Origin of the sequence: Levilactobacillus sp. FUA 3915, assembly GCF_044053135.1 — a bacterium.
In the GTDB taxonomy this organism is placed as follows: Bacteria; Bacillota; Bacilli; order Lactobacillales; family Lactobacillaceae; genus Levilactobacillus; species Levilactobacillus lanxiensis.
The window spans coordinates 13052-28558 of sequence record NZ_CP168704.1; the positions used below are offsets into that span (position 1 = coordinate 13052).

At 52.4% G+C, this 15507-nt stretch carries 14 protein-coding genes; 2 read left to right on the forward strand and 12 right to left on the reverse strand.

The genetic code is table 11. The features are described 5' to 3' along the window. Nucleotides 1-215 precede the first annotated feature (215 nt). The 11 genes from ACEPST_RS00510 to ACEPST_RS00560 all read right to left on the reverse strand — a co-directional run bounded on the left by ACEPST_RS00510 (nucleotide 216) and on the right by ACEPST_RS00560 (nucleotide 8605). On the reverse strand, nucleotides 216-1640 hold the full coding sequence (locus tag ACEPST_RS00510; RefSeq protein ID WP_395390452.1) for an amino acid permease: 1425 nt from the start codon (nucleotides 1638-1640) through the stop codon (nucleotides 216-218). Nucleotides 1641-1919: 279 nt separating this feature from the next. Further along, nucleotides 1920-3110, reverse strand: coding sequence for an acetate/propionate family kinase (locus tag ACEPST_RS00515; protein ID WP_125765780.1), 1191 nt, complete (start codon nucleotides 3108-3110; stop codon nucleotides 1920-1922). Between the two features lie 15 nt (nucleotides 3111-3125). Further along, nucleotides 3126-4148 (reverse strand): class I SAM-dependent methyltransferase, encoded by a 1023-nt coding sequence (locus ACEPST_RS00520; RefSeq protein WP_236000762.1) that lies wholly within the window; start codon nucleotides 4146-4148, stop codon nucleotides 3126-3128. 68 nt (nucleotides 4149-4216) lie between these two features. Next, entirely contained in the window at nucleotides 4217-4483 is a 267-nt protein-coding gene (locus tag ACEPST_RS00525; protein ID WP_204121378.1) for a hypothetical protein, read from the reverse strand. Then, nucleotides 4438-4869 carry a prepilin-type N-terminal cleavage/methylation domain-containing protein gene (locus ACEPST_RS00530; RefSeq protein ID WP_204121379.1) on the reverse strand — a complete coding sequence of 144 codons (432 nt, stop codon included), beginning with the start codon at nucleotides 4867-4869 and terminating at the stop codon, nucleotides 4438-4440. Before ACEPST_RS00530 ends, ACEPST_RS00525 begins: the two co-directional genes overlap by 46 nt. Beyond that, the gene (locus ACEPST_RS00535) at nucleotides 4866-5072 is read right to left on the reverse strand and encodes a hypothetical protein (RefSeq protein WP_204121380.1); all 207 of its coding nucleotides are present in this window, start codon (nucleotides 5070-5072) and stop codon (nucleotides 4866-4868) included. The genes ACEPST_RS00530 and ACEPST_RS00535 overlap by 4 nt, the downstream gene beginning before the upstream one ends. Beyond that, nucleotides 5023-5490, reverse strand: coding sequence for a type II secretion system protein (locus tag ACEPST_RS00540; RefSeq protein WP_204121381.1), 468 nt, complete (start codon nucleotides 5488-5490; stop codon nucleotides 5023-5025). The genes ACEPST_RS00535 and ACEPST_RS00540 overlap by 50 nt, the downstream gene beginning before the upstream one ends. Then, nucleotides 5477-5797 (reverse strand): prepilin-type N-terminal cleavage/methylation domain-containing protein, encoded by a 321-nt coding sequence (locus ACEPST_RS00545; protein ID WP_204121382.1) that lies wholly within the window; start codon nucleotides 5795-5797, stop codon nucleotides 5477-5479. The genes ACEPST_RS00540 and ACEPST_RS00545 overlap by 14 nt, the downstream gene beginning before the upstream one ends. Then, on the reverse strand, nucleotides 5790-6845 hold the full coding sequence (locus tag ACEPST_RS00550; RefSeq protein ID WP_239064515.1) for a type II secretion system F family protein: 1056 nt from the start codon (nucleotides 6843-6845) through the stop codon (nucleotides 5790-5792). Before ACEPST_RS00550 ends, ACEPST_RS00545 begins: the two co-directional genes overlap by 8 nt. Then, nucleotides 6781-7746 (reverse strand): competence type IV pilus ATPase ComGA, encoded by a 966-nt coding sequence (gene comGA / locus ACEPST_RS00555; RefSeq protein ID WP_395390453.1) that lies wholly within the window; start codon nucleotides 7744-7746, stop codon nucleotides 6781-6783. Before comGA ends, ACEPST_RS00550 begins: the two co-directional genes overlap by 65 nt. Nucleotides 7747-7867: 121 nt before the next feature. Beyond that, the gene (locus tag ACEPST_RS00560) at nucleotides 7868-8605 is read right to left on the reverse strand and encodes a YebC/PmpR family DNA-binding transcriptional regulator (protein WP_204121384.1); all 738 of its coding nucleotides are present in this window, start codon (nucleotides 8603-8605) and stop codon (nucleotides 7868-7870) included. Between the two features lie 277 nt (nucleotides 8606-8882). On the opposite strand from ACEPST_RS00560, the gene ACEPST_RS00565 reads away from it, so the two are divergent. Then, nucleotides 8883-10358, forward strand: coding sequence for an ABC transporter substrate-binding protein/permease (locus tag ACEPST_RS00565; RefSeq protein WP_204121385.1), 1476 nt, complete (start codon nucleotides 8883-8885; stop codon nucleotides 10356-10358). Then, nucleotides 10351-11091 (forward strand): amino acid ABC transporter ATP-binding protein, encoded by a 741-nt coding sequence (locus ACEPST_RS00570; RefSeq protein WP_275404333.1) that lies wholly within the window; start codon nucleotides 10351-10353, stop codon nucleotides 11089-11091. The genes ACEPST_RS00565 and ACEPST_RS00570 overlap by 8 nt, the downstream gene beginning before the upstream one ends. A 147-nt stretch (nucleotides 11092-11238) precedes the next feature. Here the strand turns inward: ACEPST_RS00570 and ACEPST_RS00575 are convergent, their stop codons facing one another. Continuing rightward, nucleotides 11239-15117, reverse strand: a complete 3879-nt coding sequence (locus ACEPST_RS00575) for a leucine-rich repeat protein (protein ID WP_204121386.1) — start codon at nucleotides 15115-15117, stop codon at nucleotides 11239-11241. Nucleotides 15118-15507 lie beyond the last annotated feature (390 nt).

The window sequence follows — 15507 nt, forward strand, 5'->3', positions numbered from 1 at the left end:
TAGCTGATTGTCCGATCATTTAGACCACTAATGACTTGGCAATTTGCCCAAGTCTGTGCCCCCAAATATCAGATATCCTCACCAAAGCGGCAACCGTTATATTACTCCTATCGTAGCACTTTCAGCGTTTTTTCGCTGACTCTGGCCCGCGGATGAGCCCAATTAAAAAGAGCCTGGAATTTTATCCCAGGCTCACGTATTTCGTTTGACATTATTTAGATTTCTTTGGTGTCGTCGGTCGTGCCATCATCCACAACGGGATGACTAGCTGTCCGCCGATCCTTCAGGTATTTGCCGACACTCAACGCTGCGAGCCAGAAGATGGACCCAATCAACGCAATCAGCGTGTCCACCCGGAACAGGAGAACAATCCCGACCATGGCCAGGAAGGCCAAGATGAAGTAATCGCTCCATGGGAAGAATGGCATCTTAAAGCTGGACTTGGTGGTGACGCCGGCCGCCAACTGTTGCTTCTTGTATTTAATATGTGCCACAACGATTGCGCCCCAGATGAACAGGAAACAAGTTGTCGCCACACTGGAAACAAACGCGAAGACGTGACCCGGAATCAAGAAGTTCAGAAAGACTGACACAGCAATCACGACGGTCGAGAACCGCAGTGCCCGGACTGGCACCTGCGCATGAGAGAGAACGCCCATGTGCTTGGCGAACTTCCCCTCACCCCGGTAGGTCAGGGAGAACAGCATCCGCCCGGTCGTAAACAACGAACTGTTGCAGGCCGAAGCCGCCGCCGTCAAGACCACGAAGTTGATCACGGCCGCAGCGGATTGAATCCCCACGTTCTTGAACACTTGAACGAAGGGACTGCTGGTTGGGGAAACGGCTTGCCATGGGTAGATGGACATCAGTGCTAACAGAGATCCCAGGTAGAACAGGATGATTCGCAGCGGAATCTCGTTGATGGCCTTAGGCAAGACCTTCTTCGGGTTGGCCGTTTCGGACGCGGTCATCCCCACCATTTCGATGCCGACGAAACTGAAGAGCACCATCTGGAAGGAAAGGAAGAAACCTTTGGCCCCGTTGGCAAAGAAGCCGCCGGAAACCAGGTTCGTGACACTAGCGTGACCGGCCGGCGTTGGGTAGTGCACGGCAACCATGTACGCCCCGGCAAGAATCAAGGCAATGATGGCCACAATTTTAATGATGGCAAACCAGAATTCCGTTTCACCAAAGGCACTGACCGTGACCGAGTTTAAGGTCAACAGGATGCCCAGTAAGACCAGTCCCGTGACCCACTGTGGCAGGTGTGGGAACCAGAATTGCATGTATTGCCCCGCGGCGGTGATTTCTGCCATGGCAATCGTGATCCAGCAGACCCAGTAAGTCCAGCCGGCCACGAAGCTCATGTTGTCACCCAGGTACCGCTGAATAAAATCAATGTACGAGTGTGCATTTAAATCTGAGAGTAAGAGTTCACCTAATGCCCGCATTAACAGGAAACACATGATTCCCGTTATCAGGTAGGCCAACACAATGGATGGTCCGGCAAGGTGAATCGATTGGCCGGCCCCCAAAAATAGCCCCGTCCCGATTGTGCCCCCCAGCGCAATCAGTTGGACGTGACGACTCTGAAGGCCCCGTGAAAATTCTTGGTTTTCATTCACTTGACTTTTTTTCATCTTAATCGCCCCTTTGTTGAAATTCATTATACACGTCCAAGGGGGCAATGCTAGTAGCGACACTGGTTGGTTTGGTAAATTAAAAAGCGTTGCCGGCCCAGTGTAATCCAGTTTGTATCACTTTCGTAGATTTTAGATGAAATATATTCAACTATTGTTGCAAGATTCCGGCTGGTCATGAAACCGTGAGAAAAGATGGCACAAAAAAGCGACCCCACCGGCGCAAAATGCCAGTGAAGTCGCTGTCGTGAGTGACGCAAGGCCCTCACTCTTTAAAACTTATTTCCGTAACCGTTCGATGTCCCGAACGATCATTAATTCTTCATCGGTTGGGATCAAGAGCGTCTTGATCTTAGAACCGGCAACACTCAAGTCGCGTTCAACGCCACGAATGTTGTTCTTTTCTGGGTCAACGCCAATGCCAAAGTAGCTTAACTTGTCGGCAACTTCTTGACGGATCATGATGTCGTTTTCACCCACACCGGCCGTGAAGACGATGGCGTCAGCGCCACCCAATTCAGCCAGGTAAGATCCAACGTAGCGAATGATCCGGTTGATGAACATGTCACGGGCTAACTTCGCACGTGGGTTCTTAGCTTGAACCTTTTCCAGGTCACGCATATCAGCGGAAACACCAGAAACCCCAATCAAACCGGACTTCTTGTTCAAGATGTTGATCATGTCATTAGGCTTGTCGATGTTCAGCTTTTCCATCAGGTAAGCCACTAAGGAAGCATCGATGTCCCCAGAACGGGTGGCCATTTCGATACCGGCCAGTGGCGTGAAGCCCATGGACGTATCAAAAGACTTGCCATCCTTGATAGCGGTAATGGAGCCACCGGCACCCAGGTGCATGGTGATCAGCTTCAAATCCTTCAATGGCTTGCCTAACATGGCAGCGGCCCGGCCAGCAACGTAACGGTGGCTAGTCCCGTGGGCACCATACTTACGGGCACCATACTTTTCGTAGTATTCGTAAGGGATGGCGTACATGTAGTTTTCTTGGGGCATAGAGGTGTGGAAGGACGTATCAAAGACAGCCACACTCAAGACGTTAGGCAAGATCTTCTTGAAAGCTTCAATGCCTAAAGCAGCGGCTGGGTTGTGCAATGGGGCATATTCGGACAAGTCCTTGATCTTTTGTAAGACCTCGTCATCAATAATGGCGGAGTCCTTGAACTCTTGACCCCCGGCAACGACCCGGTGACCGATACCCGTGATTTCGTTGAAGTCGGTGATAATCTTCAAGTCAGTCAATTGGTTCAGCATCAATTGGATAGCGGCACTGTGGTCGTCCACGTCTTCATGCGTTTCGTACTTTTGGCCGTCGCCGTACTTGATTTCAACTAACGAGTTGCCCAAACCAATTCGTTCAATGGCCCCTTCAGCGATAACTGATTCTGCAGGCATTTCGAACAGTTTGAACTTTAAAGTTGAACTGCCGGCGTTAATTGCTAATGATTTTCCCATGTGGTATTTCTCCTTTTATTTGCGATCGGTCAGTAGGTTTTGTTCTTCCCACTGCACAATCTCTGCAACAAACTTTTGGAACGCTGATTGATTCTTAAATGAAGGGAATTCCCCCAACATGACTTGTTCAACTTGCTTGGCGCCCGCACCCGGCTTCTGTAAGATCAAAATGGCCTTTTGTGCGTTGGCATTCGCAAATAACTCACTTGGCAGATTCAACAATCCCTGCAAATAAGCGTTGTTTGGCAACCACTTCAACAGGTTCTCTGCCTGTTCACTCTGGAAGAGTTGTGAGGGCACCAGAAAGACACCGATACCGCCAGGCGTCAACTGATTCATGGCTTGCTCCAACAACAAATGATGCACATAAGTGTGCCCTTTTTGCGCCGCTGTCTTGAAGTTGACTGCATTGTCATCAACCGGGTAATACCCAATTGGTAAGTCAGCCACAATCAAGTCACTAGCTGGCACCAATAACCGTTCCAAGGCATCCTGGTGAACCAGTTCCACCGGAATGCGTTGCAGGTCACTGGATGTTTGGGCAATCGCTAACATGGTGTCATCGTTATCGATTCCGTACGCATCAATCTTACCAGCAACGACCGCTTTTAGCTGTGAAATCACAGCAGTTAACAAGTTCCCTGTCCCTACCGTTAGGTCCAGTAATGACAGGTGGGTCTTCCCCTTCTCTAACCGGGTAACCAAATAGCCCATGATGTAGGCAATGGTATCAGGCGTTAACTGATGATTGGCTTGGATTTCATCGATACGAATGGCTTTCAGCATTGCTAATTGCACTGCTCGCCGCACCGTTTCCGAATCAAAGCTTTGCCAATCGGCCTGCTGGTACAAGTCAGTTAATTGGGCGACGGTCTTTTGATCTGGCCGATCGTCTTCAACTTGAACTTGTCCGTTGAGGAGGTTATCCCCCGTCTCAACGAACGCATCTAAATAAGATGTGCTTAGTGCTGCTTGTAAGGTCGTCGTGGACTCGTCCAGGACCTTAAAGAGCGCTTCAGTCTGTTCTTGTGACAGCACGCTTCGCCTCCTTGTGAATTTTCCATGACACATTGTATCCGCTATCTATACTACCGATTTTTTACCCTTTATTCAAGCAATCTTTGCGGCGAATCCGCTTTGGTCGGCTGGTGACGTCGGGTTGTCGCCCCCTTTTTCACGAGCTGTCGGGTTTGGTGCACAATCTTTTGCGTCGATTGCTGATAGTCGCGAACCAGCTGATTGGTTGTCTCTCGACGCGCAGCTAGCCCGACCCCAACGACGCTCAAAAGTAGGCTGACACTGGCTAAGAAAAAGAGCGCCCAGAGTGTCAGGAACCCGTGATGCCGCGTAAATCGACGAGTGTGGTCTGCCAAGGTAATCCCTCCTGTTTGAGTCGTAGCCGCACCACCCCTTTGCCCAAATCCTGCCAGTGAATGGCCGTGACCTGGCGGAGCAAGGGGTCGTATCCCCGAAACCGGGCGTTGGTCAGCTTCAACACTTGCTTACGGTCAATTGACAGTCTCACTGGCTTATTGGCCTGCTGCTGGTCGTAAACGGTGAGGACGTCATCGTCAGCCGCGGCAAGGCGGTAGCGCCCTGGCTGTTCAAGGAGCTGGACCACCTGATACCAAGCCACGGGATCATGTCGGAGCGGTCGCAAGAATGTCTGCTCCGTACCGGTTGCCAGGACAAACACCCCCGCCGCAATCGCTAACGCCACGACGGTTTCAATTAGGGTGAATCCCGCGCGGCGCCTCATTGCTGGTCCAACCAGTGCTGTAAGGCCCGGTCGTGGGCCTGACGCGCCGTCTCTAATCTAACCTGTCGCTGCCGCTCTAAATGATGGGTGGTCTGTAAGAAATCCGTGGTCAGGGTCACTGCCAGACACACAACCGCGAGCGCCAACAAGGCATCAGGCAGGACCCACCCGTGGCGGTCGGCGCGTTGACGTGGTTTCCACATAAAAAATCGCTCCTCCCAATTGAAACGTTTGATAAATCCAGTTATGGCTGGCCGTGCTGTACCATTCCATTCGTAACGCTGTCGAGGCACCGGAAGGCCGAATGGTCCAAGCCGTGTCCGGATCGCGCAGTTGTAAGGTTGGCGGAATCCTTAACTGCCCCAGAACCTGGTGACCCTTGATGGTGCTAAGCGTGACTACGTGTTGCGCTGAAATCACCCGAATGCCTACCACTTCGCGGCGACGGATGGCAGCTTGCCGACCCGCCGTCCACATCCGTTGCCAAGAGGGCCAGAAAGCCCGTTCCGCTAAAAGCTGTTGGTGCCGCTGCCCCTGAAACGTGACCAATACCGTGAGTCCCGACACGATGACCAGAACAATCAGCATTTCGTATAGGGTAAAGCCCCTACTTCTGGGCAATGGCCTGGTCCCCTTTAATTTGAATATGTTCTTGCTCGGCACGTTCAACCTGTTGGGCAGTCAGGTATTTGCCGCTCTGTAACATCTCATAGGTCACATGCGGTTCCCGAGCATCCTTGACCGGGTGATCATCCAGATAGGCCGTGACCTGACCCTGAACGACCGTCGTCATGGCATTCCCATGAATCTGGTTGGCGCGCTGCCGCTGATTATTCAGGTTGGGCAGGATAATTAAGATCAATAAGGAAATAATAAAGAGCACGATGGTCATTTCCACCAGCGTAAAGCCGTGCCGCACGTTAGTCATTGTAGACCCCCTGTAAGTTTTGATACATCGGTAACAAGAGACTCAGATAGGCGCCGACAATCAGGATGGCCACGACGCCCAGTAGAATCGGTTGGACCAGTGCCAACCCCCGTTCCGTTCGGCGCACCAGTTCCCGGTACTGAAGCGTACTGAATGCTCGGAGTTCCCGGGCTAGTTGGGCACTAGTGCTCCCCTTTTGTAGGAAAACCAGTACCTGCGCCGGGATAAACGCCTGCTCCCTTAACCAGCCAACGGGCGACTGACCACCGGCTAGCTGGCGTTCCAGCCGATAAGCCAGTTGATGGAGCAAGGCGCGTTCCGGCAAGTGCTGGAGCACCGCTATCATTTGTTTGACGCTCAGCCCACTCTGCACCAGCTGACCAAGGTTTGCCGTCAGGTAGTACGCATAGTAGGTCTGACAGATGCGGCCGATAAAGGGAATCCGCAAGTACAGGCTCGCCAAACGCAGACTTGGTTGGCGCATCCACCACCGCGCGGCACTGACTAAGACCAGCACCAAGATGAGACCACCGCCCAGCCAGCTGTACTGTTGCCAGCCAATCGGGAGTGTTTGGGTCGGCGCTACCTCATGCTGAAGCTGAGGGAGAATCCCCACCTGTAGTGTCAGAAACAACCCGGCCATACTGACAAATAGGCCCAGCGGATACGCTAACAATTGCCGCAACCGTTGCCGTTGGGTCGCCATCAACCGTAAAAGTTCGGCCGCCTCCCGCAATGCCGGTGCCAGCTCGCCATAGGTCGTGGTGACCTGCAGTTGAAAATAAATATTGGGCTGCAGGTATGGCGCTAGCAAGGGGACCAGGTCGGCTCCACCTAACAGTGCTTGCTCAAGTGTTGCCAAGCTGGCCGGAAACTCGCCGCCGACCGTACGCAGAAAGGTCACGGCTTGCTTCAGTGAAAAGCCACTCGCAAGTTGGTCGGCCAGTAATTGGCAGAACCGGGCCTGGGTCGTCAATGGCCACCTAGCCCGCCCGAAATTTTGCCGCCGTAGCCGCGCTAATAATCCGTGTTGCTGCTGCGTTTTCAAGAGCTTCTCGCCACCTTTCTGTCGGAGTCGCGGTTGCCTGCCACAGGGAAGAGCCCGTCACAATATCCAGGAGCACGGCCGGTGTGCCATCCTGCTTAGGAATCAATCGCTGATAGCACGCCGCCGTCAACACCTGGCGCAGCTGGCTCGGCACAATCCCCAAGTCTGCCAACCGACTCACGGTCCCGACCGCCGTTTGAGCGTGTACCGTGCTCATGACCAGATGGCCACTCAGCGCCGCCCGCACTGCCGCCTGGGCCGTCTGTTGGTCGCGAATCTCCCCAATGATAAAGGCGTCAGGTCGATGCCGTAGACCCACCTTGATCAACGCATCGTAACTCATCCCCGCCGGTTCATTGACCTGTAACTGAATAAACCGGGGCTCTTTGATTTCCACCGGGTCCTCCACGGTCAGCACCACGGCGGACTGGGCTAAGCCACTCGCCGTCGTGTACATGGTCGTGGTCTTCCCCGCCCCGGTTGGCCCGGCAAATAGCATCAGTCCCCGTCGCTGGGCCAAGGCCACGAGCTGTCCCTGCTGTGGCGGTACTAAATAAGCTGTCCGTGTGGCCGCATAGGGATAGATGATTCGAATCACCAAGGATTCCTGGTTGGCGTAGTCCCCCACGGTCGAAAAGCGGAGTTCGACCGGTACGGGCCCCGGCCAGGTCAGCGCCCCGACTTGGGGTCGCCGCCGTTCGCTGACTGCCATGTTGGCGTGAAATTTAAAATACGTCATGATCTGCATCCCCACTGCTAGTGTCACCGTTTGCCACACCACAAGTTCCAATGCCTGTCGCAAACGAATCTGATACCCCGTTTCGTGCGGTAAAACATAAATATCGCTAGCATGTTGCGCCACCGCTGCGGCAATCAGTTTTTGAATCAAATCCTCAATCAAGTTGTGCCACCTCCAAGTCCTTTTAAGTTAACTCCGTAATCGATTGCCAAATGTTTTTTATTTTTGGAAAAAAGGGCAAAAAAAATAACGCCCACCGAAGTGAACGTTATTTCGAAAAAATCTATTCAACACTTTCAGGCAATACGGCTGCTTCATAAATATCAGAAACGTCATCGTTGTCTTCGAGTTCTTCAATCAAACCTTGGTATTGCGGAGCCTTAGCTTCTGGTACTTCGGTCGTGTTTTGTGGGAACATCCGCACTTCAGCGGTGTCCAGCTTGTAACCCTTGGCCTGTAATGCATCACGGGCACCGATTTCACTTTGTGGATCCGTGAAAATCTTGAACTCGTCGTCCGTGGTCTGCATGTCATCTGCCCCGGCGTCTAAAGCATCCATCAACATCGTGTCTTCATCCGTATCCAAGCCATCACGCAAGATAACAATGTAACCCTTACGATCAAACATGTATGAAACGGAACCGGCTGCACCCAATGCACCACCATGGTGCGTGAAGGCAGAACGAACAGCCGCAGCCGTCCGGTTCTTGTTATCCGTTAAGGCAGCAACCATGATTGCTGTCCCGGCTGGACCGTAGCCTTCGTAGGTGATTTCTTCGAACTTAGCGCCACCAACACCAGAGGCCTTATCTAAAGCCCGCTTGATGTTGTCCTTAGGCATGTTAGCTGCCCGCGCTTTGTCCATTTCCAAACGAAGTTGAGGGTTACCGTCGGGATCAGGACCACCTGCTTTTGCAGCTTGGTACAAATCACGTGAGATTTTTTGGAAGATTTTTCCACGTTTTGCATCCTGAGCATTTTTCCGGCCCTGGATGTTATGCCATTTAGAATGTCCTGACATCGTAACTCCTCTTTTCTAAAGTTTTATATATCCGTATAAAACAGACACTGTTCATATTAGCACTTACTCCGCTTTCATTCAATTGGCAAGCTCAGTATTTATCTATACAACAAAAAATGTATAAACGTTATCACCATTTCCCTTTAAATCAGTGTTTTCATGAATTTCAAAAGAATAGATTATGTATAAAACCACCTTTTTTAAAATAATTCTTGTATAAATAATCGAGTCCTGCTATACTCGTTAGCAACATCAAAAAATATTGAGGAGCTTTTATATGAAGAAGAGATTGGTATTATTCTTTGCTCTGCTGTTGGCGCTGGTCACCGGCTTCACCGCCCTAACCACGACGGCGAACGCTGCCACCGACAACTCACTGACAAAGATTGAGAAGAAGGGGACGCTGGTCATGGGGACCTCGCCCGATTATCCACCTTATGAATTCCAGGCAACCGTTCACGGCAAGACCAAGATTGTCGGCATGGACGTTGCCGTCGGTCAAAAGATTGCCAAGGACATGGGCGTCAAGCTCGTTGTGAAGTCGATGTCGTTTGATTCCTTGTTAGTTGCCTTACAAACGGGGAAAGTCGACATGGTTATCTCCGGGATGAACCCCACGCCCGCTCGGCGGAAAAACGTGGCCTTCACCCACACCTACTACCAAGGTGGGTACAGTATCGTCATCAACAAGAGTGACAAGGGAATCTATAAGAACAAAGATTCCTTCGTTGGCAAGACCATTGGTGCCCAGACCGGATCGACCATGTACAACGAATCCAAGAAGCAAACCAGTGGCACGACCGTCAAAGGAATGACCTCCGTGTCCGACCTGATTTTGGCGCTGCAAAGCCACAAGATCCAAGGGGTTGCGATGGAAAAGCCTTCTGCGCAAGCCTACGTGGCCAACAACAAGGAACTCGCCGCCATCCCCAGTGACTTTAATTTAAGTGCTTCGGATACCAGCGCTTCCGTTGCTTTTGCCAAGGGCTCCACGGCCTTAGTCAACAAGGCTAACAAGTCCGTTGACCAAATTAAAAAGCAGAACCTCGTCAACAAGACTTACCTGCCCGCTGCTGGGAAATACTTAAAGACCAACACGGTTAACACCAGCATGTTCCACTACTGGAAGGCCTTCCTGACTGGGATTGAATATACTTTGATCATCACCGTCTGCTCCGTCTTCTTTGGGTTTATCTTAGGGGTTCTCTTATCCCTGGCACGGATGGCCCGGGGCGGCGTCTTCAAGACGGCCCTGCGGTGGTTAGCCACGGCCTACGTTGAATTTATCCGGGGCACGCCAATGATGGTCCAAGTCATGTTCGTTTACTTCGGCTTAGGACTCATCGTTAACCTCCCCGCCTTAACTTCCGGGATCATCGCCATTTCCTTGAACTCTGGGGCTTACGTGGCCGAATACATCCGTGGGGGAATCAACTCCGTGGACGACGGCCAAACGGAAGCTGCCCGGAGCCTGGGGATGTCTAGCGGTGCCACCTTACGCTACGTTGTCTTACCACAAGCCTTAAAGAACATCTGGCCATCACTCGGAAACGAATTTATCACCCTGATCAAGGACAGTTCCATCGTCTCCATCATTGGGGTCTCCGAACTGATCTTCCAAAGCAACATTGTGCGTTCTGACACTTACCGGGGGGTTGCCCCAATCGCCGTCATCATGGTGCTCTACTTCATCTTGACGTTCACGGCTTCCCGGATTCTGAACTACTTCGAAAGGAGAATGCAACATGACTAAACCAATTATTGAGGTTAAAGATCTCGCCAAAAACTTTGGCAAAAACCAAGTCTTAAAAGATATTACGGAACAAGTCACCCCTGGCCAAGTCATCGTCGTCATTGGCCCTTCAGGTAGTGGGAAATCCACCTTCCTGCGGTGCTTGAACTTGCTGGAAACGCCCACCTCTGGTGAGGTCGACTTTGCCGGTGAAAACCTGACGACCCTGGATACCAAGCGGGTCAACGAGTTACGGGAACAAATGGGAATGGTTTTCCAGAGCTTCAACCTCTTTCCCAACATGACCGTGCTCGAAAACATCAAGCTGGCGCCCATGAAGGTCAAGCACGTGGACGATGCCACGGCGACCAAGCGGGCCCATGAACTCCTCAAACAAGTCAACTTAGACGACCACGCCGACGCCTTCCCTGCCAGCCTCTCCGGTGGTCAAGCACAACGGGTTGCCATCGCGCGGTCCCTGGCCATGGATCCCAAGGTCATGCTGTTCGATGAACCCACCTCTGCCCTGGACCCCGAAATGGTCGGTGAAGTGTTGAGCGTTATGCAACAATTGGCCGAACAAGGCATGACGATGGTCGTCGTCACCCACGAAATGGGCTTTGCCAAGTCCGTGGCCGACCGCGTCTGGTTTATGGCCGATGGCTACATTCAAGAAAATAGTACCCCGGATGACTTCTTCAGCAATCCGCAAACGGAACGGGCACAAGACTTCTTATCTAAGATTCTGATGTAAATAACTGCTTAAAATGCTCGTCGACCTAGTACCGGCGAGCATTTTTTCTGTCTGATTCTCGTTTTCACAAGGTTAATCCAAAGAGGACCATCCACGATTTAGTCTCGTGGACGGTCCTCTTTTTTTCGTGATAACAACTAACTTACTTTATTCATGACGACGTTTCCGCAATCCTGCAAGGCCCAGGCCGCCTAACAAGACGCCTAAGGCTGCCCACCAGGTTGTCGGAGCCTCGTTAGTCTGTGGCAACGTTGTCTTCGTAGCGGGTACGACAACCGGCTGCGTGGCCGACTTCTTAGCGGTTGTGGTGGTTGGTGTAATCAACGCGCCATCCCCACCATGGTGCAGGGTCCCCGTTGCTGGGTCACCCGTAATCGCGGCACCAATGCCGCCATTGTAACGTTCAAGTGTCTTCTGGGCACTCTTTTTGGCCTGCACGTTGATGGTTGCGCCGGCCCCCTTCTTATGAACACCTTGGTCACTAATGACCTTGTGCACATCGTCGGGGTCGGTTGGCTTGGCTGGATCAACGGGCTTAACGGGATCGGTTGGATCAGTCGGGTCGGTTGGGTCCGTGATATCTGGGTCGCCCCCGTTACCAGGATCCGTGGTGCCACCGCCACCGCCCGTGGTTGGTGCGACCACGTGAAGCGTGACGGTCTTGGTCAGCTCACCGTAGTGCAACGTCACGGTGTAGTCACCAACCTTGGTCGTGTCCGCATCCCCCAAATCCAGGGTCAGCTCGCTGTCGGGAACCGGTAACGCATTGGTATCCGTTGCCGCCGCCTTAAAATCAGCGAGCGTTGGCGCAGTGCCATTGACCTGCATGGTGTAGTCACTCCCGGTCAACGTTGCCGCCACCGGATTGATGGTCAATTTACCAAGGGTGACGTTAGCTGCCATGTAGTTTGCGTCCAACTGGCTGGTATCCAGCAGATAAGCGTAGTCGCCAGCTGTTTCGCCAGGCACCCGCGTCACTTGCAGGCCAGAAGTCGTCATCGCGTCGCCCTTGCTATCGGTCACCGTAAAGACAGGCGTTGGATCAGTGGTACCGGCATCTTTGGTGGCACTGGCCACATTGACCGTCAGTGGTGCCGCCACGATGGTCAGCGTCGCATCGGTCCCATTATCGGTCCAGTCGTAGTAATCACTGGCGGGCGCTTCCGCTTGAACCCGGGCAATGGCGTCCGGGTCGAGGCTGACCTGATACGTCCCGACATTTGGCAGAGAAGCCGCGGTCAAGGCAGAGGTCTTGCCGTTAAATTTAGACGTGCTGGTCGATCCGGATGGCGTAACGATCAAGTCGCCGCTCTTCAAGGTGTACACGAACCCATCGGACAACGTTAACGTATACTGGGAGGCGTCAAAGACGGGTGCTTGGCCAGTATACGTGACGGTGGCGTTGCCGGACAGACTGTAGCTGGCTTCCCGCTTGATGACGGTCACCTGGGCGGTCGAAGAATCGACGCCCTCGTAGCTGTAAGTCACGTTGTAAACGCCCGCGTTCTGTGTCACCTGATTAGCGTCAACGCTAGCTCCCTTGGCATCGGTAATCGTGACCACCAGATGATCTAAAGGAATGTTTTCACCGTTAGTCATCACGGCACTAACCACGTTGTCCGTCGGTTGCCAACCATCGCCGTACCAAACCGTCGAGTTGGCCACTTGAATCTTCGGGTCATTCAAGACGACTTGGTAGTTCCCGGTGTAGGTGGCGCCGGTACTGTCGGTCAGTGTCCAGGCAAACGTGAAGTTCTCCACGCTATCCGGAATGGTAAATTTGCCATTGCTGTAGGTCACGCCGTTAGACAACTTGGTCAGTTTTAAATCAGCGTTTTTGAGGTCACCAACCGCAACGTCAAATAGATCATCGATTGAATTTAATTTAGCCTTACTCGTGAAGATAGTGGCCGTCTGGTTTTGGGCCAAAATTGCCATGTCGCCCGCAGCAGTCAGGCTGGTCAACCGGTTGTAGTCAAATGCGTTGGCACCAACCTTCGTCGACGTCGCCACCTGAACGCCCGCCAATTGATTTCCGAAGAACGCCTGCTTGCCAATCGTCGTGAGCGCCGTGTCACTGAGGTCCAACTGACCACCCAAAGCGTTGTAGGTGAAGGCGCTCGTGCCAATCGTCGTCAGGTTGGCATTGACTGTCAACGATTCCAAATGGTTTCCGGCAAAGGCCAGGTCGCCAATGGTCGTTAAGGCTGGTGGCAGGGTTAAGCTCCCTGTCAGACCAGCGTATTCAAACGCCCCACTCTTAATCGTGGTGAGTGCCGTGGCTTCACTGGTGTCCACAGTCGCTAATTTAGAATCGTAGGTAAACGCGTTAGCCCCAATCGTGACCAGGCTGGCAGGCAATTTGATACTTTTCAGCGATGAATTCGCCAGGAAGGCCTGGTCACCAATGCTCACTAAGCTGGCGGGTAAGGTGATGTTGGCCAGCATAGTGTCATAGATGAACGCCGAGTTGCCAATCGTGGTCAACTGGCTGCCATCAGCAAAGTTGACCGTGGTCAAGCCGCCGGCCGTGGTGCCCGTAGCGTCCTTGGTCGTCATGGCGCCGAACGCGTAGTCACCGATACTGGTCAGACTCGCCGGCAGATTCAGCGTAGTGATGCCGCCATCGTACGTGAAGGCGTAGTTCCCAATCGTCTGTAAGCCGTTGCCAAAGTCGACCGAAGTCAGGGCTGTGTCGGGATCAAAACTGACATCCCCACTTTGGTAACTTGAAAAGGCGTTATCACCAATTTGCAAGACCCCGTCGCCCAAGGTCAGGCTCTTGAGACTCGTCGTCCCAGCAAAGGCCGCCGTTCCCATGGTCGTCAACGTTGGGATGTTTAAGCTCGTCAAGGACTCATCCCCGGCAAAAGCGAGGTCGCCAATGCTTTCTAACTGGGTCGCCTGACTGAAGTCGATGTTGGCCAGTTGCGTATTGTATTCAAAGGCACTAGCTCCAATCGTTTTCACGGTCGCCGGCAAGACCAGGTCGGTGATACTACTGCTGAGAAAGGTCCCTTCACCAATGTTCGTTAACGTATGATTCTCACTTAAATCAACGACCTTGATATTGTTCAGGTACCCAAACGCATAGTCACCAATTGACGTGATGCCGTCCCCAATCACCAGACCCGTGATGTTTTCCGTTAGCTTGGGTTGGTTGTAGAAGGCACTGTCCCCAATAGCCGTGACATTGTAGCTCTTACCACCATCGGTCACGGTCGTTGGAATCACCACGGTTCCCGCCAGCGCTTGGCCACTCAGACCGGTTAAAGTTGCCGTCCCGTCTGCATCATTATAGGAAAAATTAAAATTGCTTTGATCCGTTGCCGGTAAGGCGACCCGAGCCATTTGGGGTGCTGAAAAACTGACCGCTGACACGGGGTGAACGGCTGTGTTACCTGGCTGGTCTGACTTTTGATTATTAATCGGGACATCATTAACTGACCCAGTCCCCTTAGTTGATTGGTCAGTTAACTTTTCCTGATTGTTGGCGTCAGAAGCGGGTGACCCCGTTCCCGTGCCAGTTCCAGTTGACCCATCACCGGAATTCTCCTGTGACTGTTCCCCATTGTCAGTGTCACCGGGTACGACTTCTTCACCCGCAGCTGACTGATGATCATTCTGGCTACCAGTTTCACCATTTTCTTGGTCAACACTATTGTCCGACTCACTGCCGGTGGCGGCGTCACCATTGTCCACTGATGACCCGGTTTCAGTCCCAGTGCCGGCACCCGTTTCGGCGCCATTTTCGATTGCGTCATCGTTCTCTGTAACCGTACCCGCCACGGCAGCGCTTGCATTTTCAGCGTCGCTCGTTGGGTTGGCAATTGGCACGACTTTATCCGTCAATTCGTCCGACCCCGAACTCTGTTGACTCACGTTGTCATTGCTGGCTGGCGCCGTATCCGCCTGGGCCGTCTCTTGCCCAACCAGTGTTCCCAAGCCAACCGCAACGACCGTAATCGCTGCGAAGACCCAGTGCTTGCCATCCTTATACATCTTGTAGTGTTGTTTTGTTTGCATCGTTGTTTGCCCCTCTCACCATTGGAGTCTCATGTCCCCCAAAGCCTGTCTATCAACAACTAAATGACCGGCTGGCTCAATCCTTTACTGAGCATTTTAGCGCCTCAATCAATGAGTGCAACTAAACCCAACCCATGCCATCAAGTTGGGCTCTAAGCCTTACCAAGTCACTAATCATTTTCCTCAACTTTATAAATCCCTAACGACTGTTCATTTGAAACTTATTTCGCCACAATAGTCCCTAACCCCATGACTTAAAGGTCGCACTCACGGTTAAGCAAGCCGCCACTTAGGCTCCTAGTTAGCGCTCTTGGCTCGCAATCAATCGGCGTTTAAATGCCGATTGATTTTAGGACATTGTGTCTACTTTTTGCTTTGTTATATGGCGTT